Origin of the sequence: Streptomyces sp. NPDC029216 (assembly GCF_040648015.1) — a bacterium.
GTDB lineage: Bacteria > Actinomycetota > Actinomycetes > Streptomycetales > Streptomycetaceae > Streptomyces.
In genome coordinates this window covers 1-18,382 of record NZ_JBEZWL010000146.1, presented here as the reverse complement: position 1 = coordinate 18,382, position 18,382 = coordinate 1, and the positions used below count along the sequence as shown (strand labels likewise).

General features: G+C 74.3%; 16 protein-coding genes and 1 pseudogene. 8 read left to right on the top strand and 9 right to left on the bottom strand.

The features are described 5' to 3' along the window. Positions 1–86: 86 nt before the first annotated feature. A pseudogene (locus AB0F18_RS32700) lies at positions 87–461 on the bottom strand (TOBE domain-containing protein); the annotation flags it as partial. 133 nt (positions 462–594) lie between these two features. Here AB0F18_RS32700 and AB0F18_RS32695 point away from each other — a divergent pair. Next, positions 595–1,023, top strand: coding sequence for an RNA-binding S4 domain-containing protein (locus AB0F18_RS32695; protein WP_362067225.1), 429 nt, complete (start codon positions 595–597; stop codon positions 1,021–1,023). A gap of 185 nt (positions 1,024–1,208) precedes the next feature. On the opposite strand, the gene AB0F18_RS32690 is transcribed toward AB0F18_RS32695, so the two are convergent. The 4 genes from AB0F18_RS32690 to AB0F18_RS32675 all read right to left on the bottom strand — a co-directional run bounded on the left by AB0F18_RS32690 (position 1,209) and on the right by AB0F18_RS32675 (position 3,845). Continuing rightward, complete coding sequence (locus tag AB0F18_RS32690) at positions 1,209–1,607, bottom strand: PTS fructose transporter subunit IIA (protein WP_362067223.1); 399 nt, start codon at positions 1,605–1,607, stop codon at positions 1,209–1,211. Continuing rightward, positions 1,604–2,215: a dihydroxyacetone kinase subunit DhaL gene (gene dhaL, locus AB0F18_RS32685; RefSeq protein ID WP_362067229.1), complete on the bottom strand. Its 612-nt coding sequence runs from the start codon at positions 2,213–2,215 to the stop codon at positions 1,604–1,606. Before dhaL ends, AB0F18_RS32690 begins: the two co-directional genes overlap by 4 nt. 37 nt (positions 2,216–2,252) lie before the next feature. After that, positions 2,253–3,260 (bottom strand): dihydroxyacetone kinase subunit DhaK, encoded by a 1,008-nt coding sequence (gene dhaK, locus AB0F18_RS32680; RefSeq protein WP_362067221.1) that lies wholly within the window; start codon positions 3,258–3,260, stop codon positions 2,253–2,255. 120 nt (positions 3,261–3,380) lie between these two features. Beyond that, positions 3,381–3,845, bottom strand: a complete 465-nt coding sequence (locus tag AB0F18_RS32675) for a MarR family transcriptional regulator (RefSeq protein WP_362067219.1) — start codon at positions 3,843–3,845, stop codon at positions 3,381–3,383. Positions 3,846–3,955: 110 nt separating this feature from the next. Here AB0F18_RS32675 and AB0F18_RS32670 point away from each other — a divergent pair, with 110 nt between their 5' ends. Both AB0F18_RS32670 and AB0F18_RS32665 read left to right on the top strand, forming a co-directional pair. Continuing rightward, positions 3,956–4,528, top strand: coding sequence for a DoxX family protein (locus tag AB0F18_RS32670; protein ID WP_362067217.1), 573 nt, complete (start codon positions 3,956–3,958; stop codon positions 4,526–4,528). A 58-nt stretch (positions 4,529–4,586) separates the two neighbouring features. Continuing rightward, on the top strand, positions 4,587–6,413 hold the full coding sequence (locus tag AB0F18_RS32665; protein WP_362067215.1) for a glycoside hydrolase family 15 protein: 1,827 nt from the start codon (positions 4,587–4,589) through the stop codon (positions 6,411–6,413). Between the two features lie 70 nt (positions 6,414–6,483). Here AB0F18_RS32665 and AB0F18_RS32660 read toward each other — a convergent pair whose 3' ends face one another. The 3 genes from AB0F18_RS32660 to AB0F18_RS32650 all read right to left on the bottom strand — a co-directional run bounded on the left by AB0F18_RS32660 (position 6,484) and on the right by AB0F18_RS32650 (position 11,705). Further along, positions 6,484–7,890, bottom strand: coding sequence for an APC family permease (locus AB0F18_RS32660; protein ID WP_362067213.1), 1,407 nt, complete (start codon positions 7,888–7,890; stop codon positions 6,484–6,486). A 292-nt stretch (positions 7,891–8,182) separates the two neighbouring features. Beyond that, the gene (locus AB0F18_RS32655) at positions 8,183–10,297 is read right to left on the bottom strand and encodes a GAF domain-containing SpoIIE family protein phosphatase (RefSeq protein WP_362067211.1); all 2,115 of its coding nucleotides are present in this window, start codon (positions 10,295–10,297) and stop codon (positions 8,183–8,185) included. A 4-nt stretch (positions 10,298–10,301) separates the two neighbouring features. Then, complete coding sequence (locus AB0F18_RS32650) at positions 10,302–11,705, bottom strand: MFS transporter (RefSeq protein WP_362067227.1); 1,404 nt, start codon at positions 11,703–11,705, stop codon at positions 10,302–10,304. A gap of 204 nt (positions 11,706–11,909) precedes the next feature. Here AB0F18_RS32650 and AB0F18_RS32645 point away from each other — a divergent pair, with 204 nt between their 5' ends. Both AB0F18_RS32645 and AB0F18_RS32640 read left to right on the top strand, forming a co-directional pair. Beyond that, complete coding sequence (locus AB0F18_RS32645) at positions 11,910–12,821, top strand: LysR family transcriptional regulator (RefSeq protein WP_362067209.1); 912 nt, start codon at positions 11,910–11,912, stop codon at positions 12,819–12,821. Positions 12,822–12,943: 122 nt separating this feature from the next. Continuing rightward, the gene (locus tag AB0F18_RS32640) at positions 12,944–13,669 is read left to right on the top strand and encodes a class I SAM-dependent methyltransferase (protein ID WP_362067207.1); all 726 of its coding nucleotides are present in this window, start codon (positions 12,944–12,946) and stop codon (positions 13,667–13,669) included. Between the two features lie 44 nt (positions 13,670–13,713). On the opposite strand, the gene AB0F18_RS32635 is transcribed toward AB0F18_RS32640, so the two are convergent. Next, a complete protein-coding gene (locus AB0F18_RS32635; RefSeq protein ID WP_362067205.1) occupies positions 13,714–14,625 on the bottom strand; it encodes an alpha/beta hydrolase in 912 nt (303 codons plus the stop codon). A gap of 229 nt (positions 14,626–14,854) precedes the next feature. On the opposite strand from AB0F18_RS32635, the gene tdh reads away from it, so the two are divergent. The 3 genes from tdh to AB0F18_RS32620 all read left to right on the top strand — a co-directional run bounded on the left by tdh (position 14,855) and on the right by AB0F18_RS32620 (position 18,229). Further along, positions 14,855–15,883, top strand: coding sequence for an L-threonine 3-dehydrogenase (gene tdh, locus AB0F18_RS32630; RefSeq protein WP_362067203.1), 1,029 nt, complete (start codon positions 14,855–14,857; stop codon positions 15,881–15,883). 210 nt (positions 15,884–16,093) lie between these two features. Further along, entirely contained in the window at positions 16,094–17,302 is a 1,209-nt protein-coding gene (locus AB0F18_RS32625) for a glycine C-acetyltransferase (RefSeq protein ID WP_362067201.1), read from the top strand. A 12-nt stretch (positions 17,303–17,314) separates the two neighbouring features. Continuing rightward, a complete protein-coding gene (locus tag AB0F18_RS32620; protein ID WP_362067199.1) occupies positions 17,315–18,229 on the top strand; it encodes a LysR family transcriptional regulator in 915 nt (304 codons plus the stop codon). Positions 18,230–18,382 lie beyond the last annotated feature (153 nt).

Below are 18,382 nucleotides of genomic sequence, written 5' to 3'. Positions count from 1 at the left end.
CGCGCCGACTGGCTCCAGGAGGCCGAGCCGTACCTCGCCGGGGGCGGGGCCTCCCGCACGGTGGCCCGGCGGGAGGACGGCGGCGTCGAGGTCGACTTCACGCGGGCGGTGGCCTGCATGCCGACCTCCAGCCCGAGCTCCTCGACGGCCTCGCGGGTCAGCAGGGAGACCAGCCGGTGGGGACCGGCCTGGATCTCGACCTGCGCGGCCACGTCGCCGAGGGTGACGGCCGTGACGATGCCGGGGAAGGCGTTGCGCGCCGAGGTGTACGGCTCCCCGTCCTCGGTGTGGGCGCCCTGCCCCACCTCGACGGAGAAGGCCGCCAGGTCACGGCCGTCGATCAGGCGACGGCCCGCCTCGTCGCGATGGGTCGCGACCCGGCCGGCGTCGGCCCAGCGGCGAGCGGTGTCCGGGCTGACGCCCAGGAGACGCGCCGCCTGTCCGATGGTGTAGGACTGCATGCGCGACAAGGTAGGGCCATTACGACCGCATGTGCAATTCGTTTGGGTCGTTCTCTATCGCAGATGCCATGGGCCTTGTGGTATCCGCCAAATGCGTTCCGCTTCGGGGCCGCCCGGTCGATAGGCTCGGGGGATGGCTGATACGAAGAGCAGCAGTAGCAGCGGCGGCAGCGGCGCAGCGACGGGCGGTCCGGTGGAAGCGGGCACCGCGCGCGTGGACGCCTGGATCTGGTCGGTGCGGCTGACGAAGACCCGGTCCGTCGCGGCGACCGCCTGCCGGGCCGGGCACGTCAAGGTCAACGGGGAGCGGGCGAAGCCGGCGCAGCAGGTACGGGCCGGGGACGAGGTGCGGCTGTTCCACGCGGGGCGGGAGCGTGTGGTGGTGGTGCGGAAGCCGGTGACGAAGCGGGTGGGGGCGCCGGTGGCGGTGGAGTGCTTCGTGGACAACAGCCCGCCGGTGCCCACCGCGGTGGAGGCCGCGGTGGTCGGTATCCGGGACCGGGGGGCGGGGCGGCCGACCAAGCGGGAGCGGCGGGAGTTCGACAGTCTGCGGGGGCGGTAGCCGCCGTCTGCGGGTGGGGGCGGGGTGCGGTTCCGCTGCGCGGAGCTGATCCCCGCCCCGCCCTTTCGCCGTTTCCAGGGGCGCTGCCCCTGACCCCGCGCCTCAAACGCCGGCGGGGCTGGACATGCCCCGGGCCCGCGCCTCAAACGCCGGCGGGGCTGGAGCGGCCCGCCGGGGAGGGTGGGTCAGCTCTTGCGGTAGTCGTAGGCCTCCGTGGCGGCTGTCGATACCCCTTCCAGGGGGGCGCCCGCCGAGGCCGCGACGACCGCCGCCACCGCGCCCTCCAGGAACGGGGCGTCCAGGAGGCGGGAGTCCGGAGGGAGGTCGCCGTCCTCCAGGAGGGCCTTCACCGTCAGGACCGCGCTGCCCAGGTCCACGAGGAGGGCCACCCCGGCGCCCCGGTCGACCGAGGCCGCCGCCGCGAGGATCAGCTCCGCGCTCGTGCCCAGGCCGCCGTCGGGGCCGCCGCCCGCCGCGGCCACCGGGGCCACCGCGCCGCCCGCCGCCAGGCCGCGGGCCAGCTCCGCCACCGACTCCGCCACCTGGGCGCTGTGGGACACCAGGACGATGCCGACCGGGTTCATGCGCCCGTTCCTTCCGCCGTGTCGGCCAGGGCGGTCAGCAGGAGGGCCGAGGAGGTGGCGCCTGGGTCCTGGTGGCCGATGCTGCGCTCCCCGAGGTAACTGGCCCGGCCCTTGCGGGCCAGTATCGGGACCGTCGCCACGGCCCCGGCCCGCGCCGCCTCCCCGGCCGCGCGGTAGGAGGCGCCCAGCGCCGCCACCCCCGGGACCAGGGCGTCCAGCATCGTCTTGTCGCCCGGCGCCGCCCCGCCCAGCTGCCCGACCGCGGCCACCCCCGCCTCCAGCGCCTGGTGCACTGCGGCGTCCGAGACCTCGGGGGCTTCCCCGAGTTCCTTGCCCGTGCGGCGCAGCAGCGTGCCGTACAGGGGGCCGGACGCGCCGCCGACCGTGGAGATCAGCGTGCGGCCCGCCAGCTGGAGGAGCGCACCGGGCCCGGTCGACGGATCCGCCCGGGCCAGCTCGGCGCGGACGGCCGTGAAGCCCCGCAGGAGATTGGCGCCGTGGTCGGCGTCGCCGATGGGGGAGTCGAGCTCGGTCAGCCGGTCCGCCTCCCGTTCCACCGCCGTCGCGGCGGCCTCCATCCAGCGTCGGAAGAACTCTGCGTCGCGCACCGCGATCCTTTCGTCCGTCACCTCGTCCCCCTCGTCCTCAGCGGCCCCAGCGCAGCGCCGGGGTCTGCACCGGGGCGTCCCACAGCCGCAGCAGTTCCTCGTCGGCCCGGCACAGCGTCACCGAACAGCCCGCCATGTCGAGGGAGGTGACGTAGTTCCCGACCAAGGAACGGGCCACCGGGACGCCCCGGGCCTCCAGTACCCGGGACACCTCCGCGTGGAACCCGTACAGCTCCAGCAGCGGGGTCGCGCCCATCCCGTTGACCAGGGCCAGGACGGGACCGTCCGCCGGGCCGCCGGTCTCCGCCAGGCCGTCCAGCACGGCGCCCACCGCCACGTCCGCGATCTCCCGCGAGCTCATCATGGCCCGCCGCTCCCGGCCCGGCTCGCCGTGGATGCCGATCCCCAGCTCCAGCTCCCCTTCGGGGAGTTCGAAGGTCGGACTGCCCTTCGCGGGGGTGGTGCAGGCGCTGAGCGCGACGCCGAAGCTGCGCGAGGACTCGTTGACCTGCCGGGCGAGGGCCGCGACCCGGTCCAGCGGCGCGCCCTCCTCCGCGGCCGCCCCGGCGATCTTCTCCACGAACAGGGTGGCTCCCGTACCGCGCCGCCCGGCCGTGTACAGGCTGTCGGTGACGGCGACGTCGTCGTTGACGAGGACGCGCTCCACCCGCAGGCCGTCCTCCTCGGCGAGCTCGGCCGCCATCTGGAAGTTGAGCACGTCCCCGGTGTAGTTCTTGACGACGAACAGGACGCCCTGTCCGGCGTCCACGGAGCTCGCCGCGTGCAGCATCTGGTTCGGGACGGGCGAGGTGAACACCTCCCCGGGGCAGGCCGCCGAGAGCATCCCGTACCCCACGAACCCGCCGTGCAGCGGCTCGTGTCCGGAGCCGCCGCCCGAGACCAGGCCGACCCGGCCGCCGGCGCGCGCGTCACGCCGTACGACCACCCGCCGCTCCACGTCCACGTCGAGCTCGGGATGCGCGGCGGCCATCCCGCGCAGGGCGTCGGCGACCACGGTGTCCGCGGAGTTGATGAGCATCCTCAAAGCTGCCTCCCAGATGGCGCGGGCCTCCGGCCCCGTTCGTGGCCGGGGTTTCGAAGTCAACCACGCCGGGCCGCCCGATCAGGGGAGGAACTGCCAGGAGGGCGGGCCGGGAGCGCGGGATCAGCCACCCTGCTCGCGCAGCCGGCGGCTGACCTCGCCGAGGCCGTCGGCCAGCGCGTCGAGCTGCTCGGGGGTGAGCACGTCGACGAGGGCCTCCCGGACGGCCGTCACATGGCCGGGCGCCGCCGCCTCCAGCCGGGCCCGGCCGGCCTCGGTGAGGACGGCGAAGACCCCGCGCACGTCCGAGGGGCAGCTGCGGCGCCGGACCAGCCCGGCCTTCTCCATCTGGGTGACCTGGTAGGTCAGACCGCTCTTGGAGTTGATCAGCCCGTTGGCGAGCTCCGTCATGCGCAGTTCGCCGTCCGGTGCCGCGGCGAGCCGCACGAGGATCTCGTACTGGGGGTGGGAGAGTCCGGAGTCGTCCTTCAGCTGCTGGTCGAGGTGCCGGTTCACCAGGGCGGAAGCGGCCAGGAAGCACCTCCAGGCCCGCATTTCGCGCTCGTCCAGCCATCTCGTCCCGTCCATGGCGCCAGGGTACACCGAGTTGTTCGAATTTGAATGAGTGGCTACTGTCGGCGTCGGCGGTTCGAATTTGAACAATCCCCTCGGGCCGCCCCGACCGGAAGGAATCCCCCATGACCAGCGCCTCCGCCACCGCGACGAAGGCCCCGGCCACGGCACCGGCCGTATCCGCCACCCCCACGCCCGCCCCCTCCACCGCCGCCTACGACGCCGGCCTGCTGCTCCTGCGCGTGGTCCTCGGCCTGACCGTGGCCGGCCACGGCGTCCAGAAGCTCTTCGGCTGGTTCGGCGGCGGCGGCATCAGCGGCACCGGACAGTTCTTCGGCTCCGTCGGCTACCCGGCCGGCGACGCCATGGCCGCCCTCGCCGGCCTGACCGAGACCCTCGGCGGCCTCGGCCTCGCCGCCGGCCTGCTCACCCCGCTCGCCGGGGCCGCCGTCACCGGCACGATGATCAACGCCCTCGCCGTCCACGGCGCCGGGGCCTTCTTCGCCCCCAAGGGCATGGAGTACGAACTCCTCCTCGCCGTGGCCGCCGCCGCGCTCACCCTCACCGGCCCCGGCCGCCACGCCCTGGACCGCGTCCTGCCGCTGCCCGCGCTGCGCGACCACCGCCTGCCGACCGGCGCGGCCGCCCTCGGCCTCGGGGTGGTCCTCGCCGCCGTCACCCTCCTCGTGCGCGGCTGACCTCACCCCGCCCCGTACCCCTCCGGCCGGGCGGCCGGAGGGGTACGGCCGCCGCTGATTGACCCGGCGCAATCGGGGGAACAGCGGTGAAATGACACAACCCATCGAAGACTACGCACTCATCGGCGACCTCATGACCAGCGCCCTGGTCGGCCGGGACGGGTCCATCGACTGGCTGTGCCTGCCCCGCTTCGACTCCGCCGCCTGCTTCGCCGCCCTCCTCGGCGACACGGAGAACGGCCACTGGACGATCGCCCCGGCCGGCGCCGTCGAGGGCGAGCGCTGCACCCGCAGGGCCTACGTCGACGGCACGCTGGTCCTGGAATCCTTCTGGGAGACCGACGACGGCACCGTCAAGGTCACCGACTTCATGCCGCAGCGCGACACCGCCCCCGACGTGATGCGCATCGTCGAGGGGATCTCCGGCCAGGTCACCGTCCGCAGTACCCTGCGCCTGCGCTTCGACTACGGCCACGTCGTCCCCTGGGTCCGGCGCAGCGAGGGCGACCGGGTCGCCGTCGCCGGACCGGACTCCGTCTGGTTCCGCAGCGAGCCGCCCGTCCGCACCTGGGGCGTCGACAAGAGCACCCGCTCCGAGTTCACCGTCGGCCCCGGCGAGAAGGTCGCCTTCGTCCTCACCTGGCACCCCTCGCACGAACCGCGCCCCGCGCGCGTCGACCCGTACGAGGCCCTGGAGCAGAGCCTCGCCGACTGGCGCGACTGGTCCGCTCAGTGCCGCTACCAGGGCCCCTACGAGGAAGCCGTCACCCGCTCCCTGATCACCCTCAAGGCCCTGACCTACGCCCCCACCGGCGGGATCGCCGCGGCGGCCACCACCTCCCTGCCGGAGGAACTCGGCGGGGTCCGCAACTGGGACTACCGCTACTGCTGGCTGCGCGACTCCACCCTGACCCTCAACGCGCTCCTGAGCACCGGCTTCCTCGACGAGGCCCGGGCCTGGCGGGCCTGGCTGCTGCGCGCCGTCGCGGGAGACCCGGCCGACCTCCAGATCATGTACGGCATCGGCGGCGAGCGGCGCATCCCCGAGACGGAGCTGCCGTGGCTGCGCGGATACGCCGGTTCCGCGCCCGTCCGCGTCGGCAACGCGGCCGTGGACCAGCTCCAGCTGGACGTCTACGGCGAGGTCCTCGACTCCCTGTACCTGGCCCGTTCCTCCGGACTGGCCTCCGAACGGCACGCCTGGAAGATCCAGCTCGCCCTCCTCGACTTCCTGGAGCACAACTGGCGCCGCCCCGACGAGGGGCTGTGGGAGGTGCGCGGCCCGCGCCGCCACTTCACCCACTCGAAGGTGATGGCCTGGGCGGCCGCCGACCGCGCCGTGCGGACCCTGGAGGCCGCCCCCCACATGCCCGGCGACGTGGAACGCTGGCGGGCCATGCGCGACGAGGTCCACCGCGACGTCTGCGAGCACGGCTACGACCCCGTGCGGGGCACCTTCACCCAGTACTACGGCTCGCGCGAACTGGACGCGGCGACCCTGCTCATCCCCCGCGTCGGCTTCCTGCCGCCCGAGGACCCCCGCGTCATCGGCACCGTCGACGCCGTACGGGACGAACTCGGCAGCAGCGGCCTGGTCCGCCGCTACAGCACCGAGGGCCCCTCCATCGACGGACTGCCCGGCGACGAAGGGGCCTTCCTGGCCTGCTCGTTCTGGCTGGCCGACGCCCTGTACCTGACCGGCAGGCCCAAGGAGGCCCGCGAGCTCTTCGAACGCCTGCTGGCCGTGTGCAACGACGTGGGCTTGCTCGCCGAGGAGTACGACCCGGTGAGCGGGCGCCAGCTCGGCAACTTCCCCCAGGCCTTCAGCCACATCGGCCTGGTCAACACCGCCCTCACCCTCGGTGCCGGGGACGACGGCCCCTGACCCCGGGGACGGCCGTGGGGCCGTCGCGGTGTGCGACGGCCCCACGGGGCTGGGAAGGTACGGCCGGCGGCTACGCCCCGGCCGGCTCCTCGGTGTCCGGGATGCTGACCAGCCAGCGGGTGTCCTTGCGCGGCCGCAGGTACAGCGCCCAGTACAGGGTCGCGACGGCGGTGATGCCGCCCGTCCACAGCAGGTACGAGGTCTCCTGCTGGGTCAGGATGTACGCGAAGACGACGATCAGCGCGATCGGCACCGCCGGCCACAGCGGCATCCGCCAGGCCGCCGCCTCGCGGTGCGCCCCGCGCCGGCTGAACAGCGCGGCCACCGCGACCAGCAGGTACATGCCGGTCACCGACACGCCGGTCACCCCGTACAGGGTGTCCAGGTTGACGAAGCACATCCCCGCGCCCGGGATGCCGACCAGCAGGGTGGCCACCCAGGGGGAGCCGAAGCGGCCCAGGCGGGACAGGGCGCGGTTGACCGGCTCGGGCCAGGCCTTGTCGCGGGCCGAGGCGAACAGCACGCGGGAGTTCTGGATGACCATCACGATGCCGGCGTTGACGATGGCCAGGGCCACGCAGAGGCTGACGAACGTGCCGACGGCCGAGTTCGACCAGGCGGTGACCATCGCGCCGAGGTCGCCGGAGGTCAGCGCGTCCAGGTCCGGGGCGCCCACGGTGATCGCGACGACCGGGACCAGGATGACGGCGGTGGAGATGGCGAGGGTGGCGAGCACGGTCCGCGGGACGTTGCGGCGCGGCTTCTCCAGCTCCTCGGAGAGGTAGACGGCCGTCGAGAAGCCCTGGGTGATGAACAGGGCGACGGCCAGACCGGAGACCACCATCATCGCCGTCACCGTGGAGGTGCCGCCGCCCTCGGCGGCCACCGTGCCGTGCACCAGCGCGTCGGCGCCCCGCTCGCTGTGCGCGAAGCCCAGCACGGCCACCAGCGCGGCGGCGACCACCTCCAGGACCAGGAAGACGCCGGTGATCCAGGCGTTGGCCCGCAGGTCCAGCAGACCGGCGAGGGTCGCGAGCAGCATCACCGCGCCGCCGGCCACCGGGGCCGGGACGTCCACCACCGGGGCGAGGTAGTCGGCCGTCCCCATGGCGATCACCGGGGGCACGATCATCACCACGAGCAGGGACAGGACGAACACCAGCCAGCCCGCGAGCCGTCCCGCGAGCGTGGAGACCATGGCGTACTCGCCGCCCGCGCTGGGGATGAGCGTGCCCAGCTCCGAATAGCAGAACGCGACGCCGATACAGAGCAGCGAGCCGATCGCGATGGTGAGCGCGGCCCAGGTACCGAGGCTGGAGAAGAGATCGGGCACGACGACGAACAGGGTCGAGGCGGGCGTCACGCACGACAGCGTGAGCAGGGTCCCGCCGACGACGCCGATGGAGCGCTTGAGCTTCTGGGGGGTGGGCCCGGTGGCGGGGGCGAGCGCCTGAGGAGCGCTGATCGTTTCAGTCATCGGTGCGGGATTCCGATCGGCAGTTGCGAAGAAAGGGGGTGCGGGAGCGGTATCGCCTCCGAGGCGGTGGTGGGTACTTCCGTGCTGTGGCTCCCGTGGCCGATATGGAAGCTCGACGACATCCGCAGGTCAAGAGCTGTCCATGTGCGGATTCCGTCGTACGGTGCAAGCGCGACACGCGGTTCCGAGTGTCAAGGCCGCGTAAATACCGGTCCGGGGCGGGGTGCGGGAACCGCACGGAGATCCGGATGAATTTCCTTCCGCTTTGCTCTCGGTCCGGCCCGTGGGCACCTCAGGCCCGGGACGCCAGCAGCAGGGCGATGTCGTCCGGCCGGTCCGCCCGCCCGCTCGCCTCGCCCACCAGCCGGTCGGCCGTCTCCGTCAGCGGGGAGGGCCGGGCGGCGGCCAGCGCGGCCCGTAGCCGCTCCACGCCCTCGTCGATGTCCGCCCCCGGCACCTCCACCAGCCCGTCGGTGTACATCGCCAGCACCGCGCCCGGCTCCAGCAGCAGCTCCGTCTCCGGGTAGGAGGCCTCCGGGTCGACGCCGAGGACCACCCCGCCCGCCAGGTCCAGCACCTCGGCACGGCCGTCCGCGTGGCGCAGCAGCGGCTGCGGATGCCCGGCGCGGGCGGCCACCGCGCGGCCGGACCCCGGATCGAGGAGCACGTAGCAGCAGCTCGCGAACTGGCCCGGATCCAGGTCGATCAGCAGCCGGTTCGTGCCGCCCACCACCTGCTCCGGCGAATTGCCGCTGAGCGCGAACGCCCGTACGGCGCTGCGCAGCTGGCCCATGGTCGCCGCGGCCGCCACCCCGTGGCCCTGGACGTCCCCGATCACCAGCGCCAGCCGTTCCGGCCCCGTCTCGACGACGTCGTACCAGTCGCCGCCGATGTCCATCCCGGCCGAACCGGGCAGGTACCGGCCCACCGTCGTCACCCGCCCCGTCACCGGCAGCCGGTGCGGCAGCAGCGCCGACTGGAGCCCCCGGGCCAGCGCCGCCTCGCTGTCGTAGCGCTGAGCGCGCGCCAGGGCCTGCGCGATCAGCCCGGCCAGCGCCGTGAGCACCATCCGCTCCTCCGGGCGGAACCCGCGCGCGGCGTCGAAACCGAGGATGCAGGACCCCACCGGACGGCCGGAGGCGATCAGCGGCAGGAACGCGCGGGCGCCCTCGTCGGCGTCCAGCGGGATCCCCGGATAGGCCGAGGCCAGGTGCTGCATCGACTCGAAGAACAGCGGCCGGCCCGAGGTCAGGGTCTCCACGCCCGGCAGCCGCACGTCGAGGGAGACCCCGTCGAAGCGGTCCAGGAACCCCTGCGGGAAACCGGTCTCCCAGGCCAGGTGCAGGTGCCTCTCGTCCAGCAGGTAGATCGCCAGCTGCCGGCCCCCGAACGCGGGCAGCAGCTCCTCCGTGACCACCGCGGCCACCTGGCGGGCCGTCACCGCCTCGGTCAGCGCGATCGCCAGTGCCACCGGACGGTACAGCGCCGAGGCCTGGTCGGCGGCCGGAGATCCCGGCACGGCCACCGGACCGGGCGCGTGGCCGGGCCGCTCGGAGGCGTCCAGGGTCACCGTCACCCCCGACGGCGCCGGGTACAGGCCCACCGACAGCGACGGCGGATCCGCGTCCGCCCCGCGCCGGGCCCCGAAACGCACCGGCTCCCCGGACAGGAACGCCCCCCGGAAGTGGTCCTCGTACGCGGGGTGCCCCAGCCACGGCAGCGCCTCCCACAGCCCGCGCCCCAGCAGCCCCGCCGCCGGCAGGCCGAGCAGCTCCCCGGCGGCGGTGTTGGCGAAGCCGATGGCACCCTGCCGGTCCACGGACAGCACCGCCTGCGCCAGCCGGTCCGCGGCCTCCCCGGCGCCCCCGCCCGGCACGGGCCACGGCACGCACAGCGGATCCCCGTCCCAGAGCACCGGTTCCCCGGCGGCCTCCAGCCCGGCCAGCTCCCGCGCCAGCCCGTCGGCGGCGGCCCGCATCAGCCCCCGGTCGGCGGCCCCGACCGGAACCCCGGGCGTCGCCGGACGCACCACCAGCAGCACCCCGAACCGCCGCGGCCCGGCGCCCACCGGCTCGTAGAGCGACCCGAACGGGAACGGCAGCCCCGCCATCAGCTGGGGGAAGCGCCGCATCGCCGCCTCCCCGTCCGGCAGGTGCACGGCCTGGCCGTACCGGAAGGCCTCCGCCACCGGGTACGGGCGGTTCACCTGGATCCGCCACCAGGGCCGGAACAGCGGCCCCGGCAGGCCCGTCACCGCCGCCATCCGCAGCAGCCCCTCCGTGCCCGAGCGCAGGTAGACCCCGCCCGCGTAGCCGCCGAGGGCCTGCACGGCACCCACCGTCGCACGCGCGAGCACCAGGTCCGCGGCGTCGGACGCCGGGCCGCCGCCGTCCGGTCTCGCCGTCACACAGTCAGGATGCTCCCTCGCCCCCGGCCGCTGCACTCCGGCGCTCCCGGTAGCAGAACACCACCGCCGCCGAGGCGACCAGCAGGGCCGCCGCCACCGTACGCAGCGCCACCCCCATCGCGTCCGTGAAGGCGGCCGCCTGCGCGGGATCCGCCGCCGGGTTCCCGTGGAACCGGGAGGCCAGCACGGTGCCGACCACCGCCACTCCCAGGGCCGCGCCGATCTCCCGCGCGGCCGTGTTCAGCCCCGAACCCAGCCCCGCCTGGTGCGGCGGCAGGGACGAGACCACCGTCACGGTCAGCGAGGGCGCGCACAGCCCCGTCCCCACCGACAGCACCAGCAGGTAGCCGGCGTACACCGCGTACGGGGTCCCCGCGTCGACGGTGGACACGAGCAGCAGGCCCAACGCGATCAGCGCGAGCCCGGCCCCCGCCGGCAGCCGGGGCCCGGTCCGCTGCTGGAGGCGGGCACCGAGGCGCGGCACCAGCACCATGCCGACGGTCAGGGGCACGATCGCGAAACCCGTCCCGGCGGGCGAGAAGCCCTTCGCGTACTGCAGGTACTGGGCGTTGACGAAGAACAGGGCGAAGAGCCCGAAGAAGGCGGCGCCGATGCCGAGCGTCCCGGCGCGCAGCCTGCGGGAGGCGAAGATCCGCGGATCCAGCAGCGGACGGGCGGCGCGCAGCGCGTAGCCGGTGAACACGGCCAGCAGCACCGCCCCGGTCCCGAAGGCGGCCAGAACCTGCGCCGAGGACCAGCCGTACGAGGGCCCCTCGATGATCCCGTAGACCACCGCGAACAGCGCCCCCGCCAGGATCAGGGCCCCCAGCGGGTCGACGGCCGCGTCGGGACGCGACGGCGTACGGGGCACCGTGCGCGCCACCGCGAGGGCGAGCAGCGCGGCCAGCGGCACCACCGCCCAGAACAGCGCCCGCCAGGTGAGGAACTCTCCGGCCAGGCCCCCGCCGACGTTGCCCGCCAGGCCCCCGAGGCCGGCGGAGAGCGTCCAGGTGGCCAGCGCCTGGGGGCGCCGCTCGGGCGGGGTCAGGTGGACCAGCACGGACATGGTGGCGGGCATGATCAGGGCGGCTCCCGCCCCGCACAGCCCGCGCCCGGCGATCAGCACCGCCGGGTCCTGCGCGAGCGCGCTCAGCGCCCCGCCCCCGGCGAACAGGCCGAGCCCCGCCAGCAGCGCGCCCTTGCGCCCGTAGCGGTCGCCCAGGGCCCCGGCCGGGATCAGCAGGGCGGCGAAGACGATCACATAGGCGTCGACCGACCACAGCAGCTGTCCGGGGCTCGGGTGCAGCGTGGAGGCGGCCAGCTGCGGGATCAGCAGGTTGACCGCCGCGACCATGCCCTGGGCGACCAGCACGCAGGCGCACAGCACGAGCAGGGCGGCGCGGGACAGGCCGGGGGCGGCGGGAACGGCCGGCCCGGAGGGGCCGGAAGGGCCGGGGCCGGGAACGGCTTCGGCCGGTGTACGGGCATGGCGGAGCACGGCTCCTCCTGGGAGTCGGTGAACGGTGGTGGGTGGACGGGGGAGATCAACCCCCGTGGAACCACCGTAGAGTTGGAGTGACCTGCTTTCCAGTGCAAGTTCCGCAAGGGATGAATGCGTGTGACGCAATCCGGATCGGCCGGGCTCGACCTGAACCTGCTCCTCGCCCTCGACGTCCTCCTCGAAGAGTCCAGCGTCTCCAGGGCCGCCGCCCGCCTCCACCTCTCCGAACCCGCCATGAGCCGCACCCTCGGCCGGATCCGCAAGGCCCTCGGCGACCCCGTCCTCGTCCGGGCCGGCCGCACGATGGTCCCCACCCCCCACGCCCTCTCCCTCCAGGGCGAGGTCCGCGCGGTGGTCGAACGGGCCAGGGCCCTGTTCCTCACCGGCGGCGAGGTCGACCTCAGGACCCTGGAGCGCACCTTCACCGTCCTCGCCCACGACTCCTTCGCCGCCACCTTCGGCGCCACCCTCTTCCAGCGCATCGGCCGCGAGGCCCCCGGAGTACGGCTGCGGTTCCTGTCGGAGAGCCACATCGACGTACCCGCCCTGCGCGAAGGCGTCGCGGACCTGGAACTCGGCGTCATCGACAGCCGTTCCCCCGAGGTACGCAGCGAGCACCTCGTCGACGAACGGATGCTCGGCGTCGTACGCTCCGGGCACCCGCTGCTGCGCGGCCGCCTCACCGCGCGCCGGTTCGCCGCCGGGGAACACCTGACCGTCTCCCGGCGCGGCAGGCTGGAAGGGCCCGTGGACACCGCCCTCGCCGAACAGGGCCTGTACCGGCGGGTCGTGGGCAGCATGGGCTCCACCCCCGCCTCCCTGTTCGTCCTGCGCGAGACCGACCTGATCGGCCTGATCCCCACCCGCACCACCGCTCAGGCCGAAGCGCTCGGCCTGGTCACCTTCGAGGTCCCCCTGGAACTCCCGCCGCTCCCCTTCGGCCTCGCCTGGCACCCCCGCCACGACGCCGACCCCGCGCACGCCTGGCTGCGCGCCTGCGCCCGCGAACTGGTCGCCGGCTGACGGGACCCCCCCCCGCGCCCCGCCCCGTACGCCGTACGCACTGACCCGAACGCCTCCCTCGTACGGGGGACGCACCGGCCCGCCGGCCGTCCCCCGCGCCCCCGCCGGGGAGGCATGGCGGCATGCACGACGACACGTCCAGCCACCCCGCGCCCCGGGCCGCCTTCACCGCCGCCGACGCCTACACCCTCCGCACCGCCCTCGACGCCCTCGGCGGGGTCCGCGACCTCGACACCCTCGACGTGGCCTGCGGACACGGCGGCACCGCCGCGCTGCTCGCGAGCGGCGGCGCCCGGCGCACCGTCGGCGTCGACAGCTGCCCGGACCGCGTCCGCCGGGCCCGCGAACGGCAGAGCGGCCGGGGCGGTCCCACCGCCGCCGTCGAGTACGTCGTCGCCGACGCCGCCGACATGCCCCGGCTCGGCCCCTTCGACCTGGTCACCGCCGTCTACCTGTTCAGCCACGCCCCCGACCGCGCCGCCCTGCACGCCATGTTCCGGGGCATCCGCGCCAACATGCGCCCCGGCGGCCGGCTGCTGTCCCTGGTCCGCAACCCCGGAGCCTTCCCGCACGTCGACTGGTCCCCGTACGGGATGCGCATCCTCGACCGGGTGCCCGACGGCGACGCACCCCTGCTGAAGGCCCAGTTCCTGACCGAACCCCCGCTCCACTTCGAGTACCGCGAATGGGCGCACGCCGACTTCGCCGAGGCCGCCGTCGACGCCGGCTTCTCCACCGTCGGCTGGCAGCCCAGCCGCACCCCGCCCGCCGACGCGGCCCGCGACGAGGCCTACTGGACCGCCTACCGCGCGGCGCCCGTCAGCTCCCTGATGACCTGCACCGCGTAGACCGTGGCAGCCGGATCAGGCCCGGGCCCCACCACGGCCCGGGCTCACTCCTCGTCCGCCGTCGCCCGCACCAGCTCCACGATCCGCTCCCGGGCCGCCCGCCCCTCCGGGACCGGCAGCAGCGGATACCCGTGCGGCATGCCCGGCTCCTCGTGCCACTCCACCTCCGCCCCGGCCGCCCGCGCCCGGCGCAGCAGCTCCCGGCTGTCGGTGGTCAGCACGTCCCGCGTCCCGGTGAACACCGTCAGCGGCGCCAGCCCCGCGAACGACCCGTGCAGCGGGCTCACCCGCGGATCGTCCGCCGTCAGCGTCCCCGCGTACAGCCGCCCCGCCTCGGCCAGCCCCGGCCGGGCCAGCACCGGATCGGCCGCCTCGATCGCCGCCTGCCCCGGATGGCTCATGCTCACGTCCAGCCACGGCGAGATCAGCACGATCCGGGACGGCTGCGCCCCGGTGCGCTCCCGCAGCCGCTGCGCGGCGGCCAGCGCCATCCCCGCCCCGGCCGAATCCCCGATCAGCACCGTCCCGCCCGCGCCGCCGCTCTCGATCAGACCGCTCAGCAGGTCCGCGGCCACCGGGACGGTCCGGTCGGCGGTCCCGCGCGGCGCGAGCACGTACGCCGGTACGACCACCCGCGCCCGGGCCCGCGTGACCAGCGTCCGGATCAGCGACCAGTGCGGCCGCACCAGCTCGTTGATGTACGCGCCGCCGTGCACGTACAGCACCCGCGCCACCGGCTCCTCCCCGCGCGGGGAGGCGTCGTACACGGGCCAGGCACCGACGAAAGTGCGCGACACCTCGGCGACCCGCCCCAGCGAACGCGGCGGCAGGTGCGAGGCCGGCCTGCGGGCCGCCTCCGCCACCGTCGCCCGTACCGCCTCCGCGGTGGCGAACCGTCTTCGCCGGCCCGTCGCGACCAGTGCGGCCGAAAGCGCCCTGCTGCGCAGACTCGGCACGCCCCTCACCTCCCCTTTCACCCCGGCCCCGGACCGTACCGCCGATCCCCGACCGGGCCCTACCCCGTTCCAGGGAGGAGCATAGGCGTGAAGCTGCGCTGTCGACCCGCTTAAGAAAGTCTCGATGGACTGATCACCGCGCCGATCGGCAGATTGGTGCCCGTCACCCCGCCGCTCGCGCACCAGCGGGCCCGGCGACCCCTCCTTCCGCAAGCCTGGAGCCACCCCCATGAAGGCACTCGTCAAGCACAAGGCCGAACCCGGCCTGTGGCTCATGGACGTCCCCGAGCCCGAGTACGGGCCCGGCGACGTGCTGATCAAGGTGCTGCGCACCGGTATCTGCGGGACCGACCTGCACATCCGCGCCTGGGACGGCTGGGCGCAGGGCGCCGTCAAGACCCCCCTCGTCCTCGGCCACGAGTTCGTCGGTGAGGTCGCCGCGCTCGGCTCCGACGTCCGCGACATCGAGGTCGGCGCCCTGGTCAGCGGCGAGGGCCACCTGGTCTGCGGCAAGTGCCGCAACTGCCTGGCCGGCCGCCGCCACCTGTGCCGCTCCACCATCGGGCTCGGCGTCGGACGCGACGGGGCCTTCGCCGAGTACGTCGTCCTGCCCGCCCAGAACGTCTGGGTGCACCGCACCCCGGTCGACCTGGACGTGGCGGCCATCTTCGACCCCTTCGGCAACGCCGTGCACACCGCGCTGTCCTTCCCGATGGTCGGCGAGGACGTGCTGATCACCGGCGCCGGCCCGATCGGCATCATGGCGGCGGCCGTCGCCAAGCACGCCGGCGCACGCAACGTGGTCATCACCGACGTCAGCCCCGAGCGCCTGGAGATCGCCCGCAAGGCGGGCGCCACGCTCGCCGTGAACGTCGCCGAGTCCTCCATCGCCGACGCGCAGACCCGCCTGGGCCTGCGCGAGGGCTTCGACGTCGGCCTGGAGATGTCCGGCCGCGCCGAGGCGATGCGCGACATGATCGACAACATGACCCACGGCGGCAAGATCGCGATGCTGGGCCTGCCGGCACAGGAGTTCCCGGTCGACTGGGCCAAGGTCGTCACCTCGATGATCACCATCAAGGGAATCTACGGCCGCGAGATGTTCGAGACCTGGTACGCGATGACTGTGCTGCTGGAGGGCGGGCTCGACCTGACCCCGGTCATCACCGGCCGCTACTCGCACACCGACTTCCAGGCCGCCTTCGACGAGGCCTCCACGGCCCGCAGCGGCAAGATCATCCTGGACTGGACGAAGTAGCGACCCGGCCGACGGCGGACCCCCGGCCACGTACGGCCGGACCGGCCGACAACGGCTCCGGCAGCCGCTACGGTCGTCGCCGCGTCGGCCGCCGCCGCCATCACAAGACCATCTCCCTCCGGGCCGGGCCCCGCACACCCTCCCCCCTCCGCGGGGCCCGGCCCCACCCCCCGGCCCTCCTCCCGACCGCACAAGGAGAAACCGAAGCCCATGTTCGAGTCCGTACGCGAAGACCTCCGCACCACCCTCGACGAGATCCGCGCAGCGGGCCTGCACAAGCCCGAGCGTGTCATCGGCACCCCGCAGAGCGCCGCCGTCGCGGTGACCGCGGGCGGCGCCCCCGGCGAGGTCCTGAACTTCTGCGCCAACAACTACCTCGGCCTCGCCGACCACCCCGAGGTCATCGCCGCCGCCAAGGACGCCCTCGACCGCTGGGGCTACGGCATGGCCTCGGTCCGCTTCATCTGCGGCACCCAGGAGGTCCACAAGGAGCTCGAGGCGCGCCTGTCGGCCTTCCTCGGCCAGGAGGACACGATCCTCTACTCCTCCTGCTTCGACGCCAACGGCGGCGTCTTCGAGACCCTCCTCGGCGCCGAGGACGCGGTGATCTCCGACGCCCTCAACCACGCCTCCATCATCGACGGCATCCGCCTCTCCAAGGCCCGCCGCTTCCGCTACGCCAACCGCGACATGGCGGACCTGGAGGCCCAGCTGAAGACGGCCACCGAGGGCGGCGCCCGCCGCAAGCTCATCGTCACCGACGGCGTCTTCTCCATGGACGGCTACGTCGCCCCGCTCACCGAGATCTGCGACCTCGCCGACCGCTACGACGCCATGGTCATGGTCGACGACTCCCACGCCGTCGGCTTCGTCGGCCCCGGCGGCCGCGGCACCCCCGAGCTGCACGGCGTCATGGACCGGATCGACATCATCACCGGCACCCTCGGCAAGGCCCTCGGCGGCGCCTCCGGCGGCTACGTCGCCGCCCGCGCCGAGATCGTCGAACTGCTGCGCCAGCGCTCGCGCCCGTACCTCTTCTCCAACTCCCTCGCCCCGGTCATCGCCGCCGCCTCCCTCAAGGTCCTCGACCTGCTGGAGTCCGCCGGCGACCTGCGCGACCAGCTCGCCGCCAACACCAAGCTCTTCCGCACGAAGATGACCGAGGCCGGCTTCGAGATCCTCCCCGGCGACCACGCCATCGCCCCCGTCATGATCGGCGACGCCTCCGAGGCGGCCCGGATGGCGGAGCTGCTCCTGGAGCGCGGGGTGTACGTGATCGGCTTCTCGTACCCCGTCGTCCCGATGGGCCAGGCCCGTATCCGCGTCCAGCTCTCGGCGGCCCACTCGACGGCCGACGTGGAGCGCGCGGTGGCCGCCTTCGTGGACGCCCGCGCGGCACTTTCCGCTGCTCAGGGCTGACATCATGGAGGGGTGATCGACCCCCGCCGGCTGCGCATCCTGCGGGCCGTGGCGGACCACCGTACGGTGACCGCCGCGGCCGCAGCCCTGTACCTCACCCCCTCCGCCGTCTCCCAGCAGCTCGCCGCGCTGGAACAGGAGACCGGCCACACCCTGCTCACCCGCAGCGGCCGGGGCGTACGGCTCACCGCGGCCGGGGAGATCCTGCTCGGCCACGCCCACGAGGTGCTGGCCCAGCTGGAGCGCGCCGAGGCGGAACTCGCCGCCTACGCGGGCGGCGCGGCCGGCGAGGTCACGGTGGCCGCCTTCGCGACCGGCATCGCCGAGGTGCTGGCCCCGGCCATAGCCCGCCTGGCACTGGAGCACCCCGGCATCAGGCTCCGCGTCCGGGACGCGGAGGGCGACCAGAGCCTGCCGCAGCTGCTGGACGGCGAGGCCGACCTGGCCCTCGCGGTGGAGTACCGGGGCGCGCCGGGCGCCGACGACGGCCGCCTGTCGGTGATCCCGCTGTACGCGGAGCCCTTCGACGCGGTCCTGCCCGTCGGCCACCCCCTGGCCGACCTGCCCGCCGTGGCCCTGGCGGACCTCTCCGACGCGGAGTGGGTGGGCCAGTACCCGGGCAACCCCTGCCACGACGTGACCCTGCTGGCCTGCGAACTGGCGGGCTTCCAGCCCCGCTTCGTGCACTCCTCCGACGACTTCAGGGCCGTCACGGCCCTGGTCGGCGCGGGGGCCGGGGTGGCCCTGGTCCCGCGCTCCGCCCTGCGGGGCATGGACCTCAAGGAGGTCCGCGTCCGCCCGGTCTCGGGCCCGGCCGCCACCCGCCGCGTCTTCGCCGCCGCCCGCCGCGGCGCGGAGACCCACCCCCTGATCGCCCCGGTCCTGGCGGCGCTGTCGAGGGAGGCGGAACGGGTGCCGGGGGGGTGACAGTGAACCGGGGCCGGGGCCGGGGGTGGCGGGGTTTCGGTGGGGCGGTCTCAGAGAAGGGTTGGGGTTTTCCCGTCAGTCTCATCGTCCTTCCGTGTCGGGCCGGCCTGTCAAGGGCGCTCCTTCGTCGCGTCGCTTCGCGATGGCCTTCGG

Bases quoted from the DNA above. Each gene is read 5' to 3' on its own strand.
- AB0F18_RS32695 (WP_362067225.1), top strand. From the start codon at position 595: ATGGCTGATACGAAGAGCAGCAGTAGCAGCGGCGGCAGCGGCGCAGCG.
- AB0F18_RS32690 (WP_362067223.1), bottom strand. From the start codon at position 1,607: ATGAACCCGGTCGGCATCGTCCTGGTGTCCCACAGCGCCCAGGTGGCG.
- AB0F18_RS32675 (WP_362067219.1), bottom strand. From the start codon at position 3,845: ATGGACGGGACGAGATGGCTGGACGAGCGCGAAATGCGGGCCTGGAGG.
- AB0F18_RS32670 (WP_362067217.1), top strand. From the start codon at position 3,956: ATGACCAGCGCCTCCGCCACCGCGACGAAGGCCCCGGCCACGGCACCG.
- AB0F18_RS32660 (WP_362067213.1), bottom strand. From the start codon at position 7,890: ATGACTGAAACGATCAGCGCTCCTCAGGCGCTCGCCCCCGCCACCGGG.
- AB0F18_RS32645 (WP_362067209.1), top strand. From the start codon at position 11,910: ATGCGTGTGACGCAATCCGGATCGGCCGGGCTCGACCTGAACCTGCTC.
- AB0F18_RS32640 (WP_362067207.1), top strand. From the start codon at position 12,944: ATGCACGACGACACGTCCAGCCACCCCGCGCCCCGGGCCGCCTTCACC.
- tdh (WP_362067203.1), top strand. From the start codon at position 14,855: ATGAAGGCACTCGTCAAGCACAAGGCCGAACCCGGCCTGTGGCTCATG.
- AB0F18_RS32625 (WP_362067201.1), top strand. From the start codon at position 16,094: ATGTTCGAGTCCGTACGCGAAGACCTCCGCACCACCCTCGACGAGATC.